Source organism: Vibrio makurazakiensis, from assembly GCF_050337375.1.
Lineage (GTDB): Bacteria > Pseudomonadota > Gammaproteobacteria > Enterobacterales > Vibrionaceae > Vibrio > Vibrio makurazakiensis.
Map to the genome: position 1 here is coordinate 1 of NZ_JAKJSW010000424.1, position 1,538 is coordinate 1,538.

A 1,538-nucleotide genomic window follows, 5' to 3' on the forward strand; every position below is an offset into this window, starting at 1 on the left:
TCAACAAAGAGTGATGGTTTCTCAACAAAGAGTGATGGTTTCAGTCATAAAAAATACTAAGGGAACCGGGCAAGGATTTCCCAATCTTAGAAAAGGCAGTGGATTTATTATGAAAAAGACTCTATTAGCATTAGCTGTAATGACAGCAGCAAGCACAGCTAACGCTGGAATCGAAATTTACAATCAAGATGACGTAGCAGTAACACTTAAAGGTGACATCGAAGTTGTATACAGCAACGAATTGAAAAAAGGTTCTTCGATGGAACAAAAAATCGAAGATGCTGACTTCGGTTTTGACGTAACTTACATGGTAAACGAAGACTGGAAAGTTGGCGCTTACTGGGAGTTTAACGGTTCTTCTGATGCTAACGCTACAGCAACTGAAAACGGTGATACTTACGTAGCTGCGTACCACAACACTTTGGGTTCTATCAAGTTTGGTCGTCTATGTACTGCTGTTGATGATCTAGGTATCGGTTCAGATGAAGCATTCGGTATTTCTACTCTGTTAGACAACACAACTAACGAATGTTCTGATGAAGCTGTACGTTACGATTACGATAACGGTGACCTATACCTTACTCTAGGTTACGTACAAGATAAACTAGCAGCTGACGGCGTTGAAGGCACTAACAACACATACCAAGATGCACGTATTGGTTACCGTCTAGCTGATTTTGACATTTCTGCATTCCTTGCTAACTTCGACGCTGAAGCTGCTAACTCAGACCACCAAGGTTACGGTGCTGAGCTAGTATTCTCTGGTATCGAAAATATTTACCTGTCAACAGCTTACTACGGTACAACATCTGACATCGCAAATGACGATAACTCTACTATCGCATTCGCTGCTGGTTATACAATGGGTCTTTGGGGCTTCAACACTGGTTACTCTATCGGTGACCACGATGTTAATGCTAAAGATGCAGACCACTGGTTCGTTAACACGACTTACGCTGTAGCGCCTAACACTAAAGTTTACGCTGAAGTTGGTGGTGTTGATACAGACGACACTGCTTACAAAACTGACACTGGTCTAGCTATTGGTGTTGAAGCATCATTCTAATTAATTGAAAAATCAATTATTTTAAAAGCCACCTTAGGGTGGCTTTTTTGTTAGTATGAACAGTATCTATTTGATTATTGGATGAAAATTGTAATGAAGAAAGCATGGTTTGTTTTGGGTCTGCTTATAGCAGGGATGGGGAGCGCGAGTGCCGCTACCCTAGTACCACAAAAAGGTGTATCGATACTGTTCATCAATGGACAGAAATCTCAAAGTAAAATTGGTGAAAACCAAATTAATGATGGTTACAACCAGTTAGTCGTTCGCTTTGATCACAATTATGGTAATAGCAGTGGCGTTTATACATCTTCCCCTTACGTTATAATGTTTGATGTAGCTGGCGAAGAAATTAAAATTAGGCCCCCGAAAGCACGCAGTAAGATGGAGGCTCAGAAAATATTTGAAGCCGACAAGCCGAAATGGCGTGTGGTTGAAGACGATAGAGAAATTAAATATCAGCAGGGTATTATTG

Annotated in this window: 2 protein-coding genes; both read left to right on the top strand. The window is 40.7% G+C overall.

Going from position 1 to position 1,538, the window contains the following annotated elements:
• Window positions 1-109: 109 nt before the first annotated feature.
• On the top strand, window positions 110-1,066 hold the full coding sequence (locus L4C33_RS22125) for a porin (protein ID WP_428814536.1): 957 nt from the start codon (window positions 110-112) through the stop codon (window positions 1,064-1,066).
• A gap of 81 nt (window positions 1,067-1,147) precedes the next feature.
• Window positions 1,148-1,538 (top strand): DUF2057 family protein (locus L4C33_RS22130; protein ID WP_428814535.1); only part of this gene is annotated, 391 nt, incomplete at its 3' end.

Bases quoted from the DNA above. Each gene is read 5' to 3' on its own strand.
- L4C33_RS22125 (WP_428814536.1), top strand. From the start codon at position 110: ATGAAAAAGACTCTATTAGCATTAGCTGTAATGACAGCAGCAAGCACA.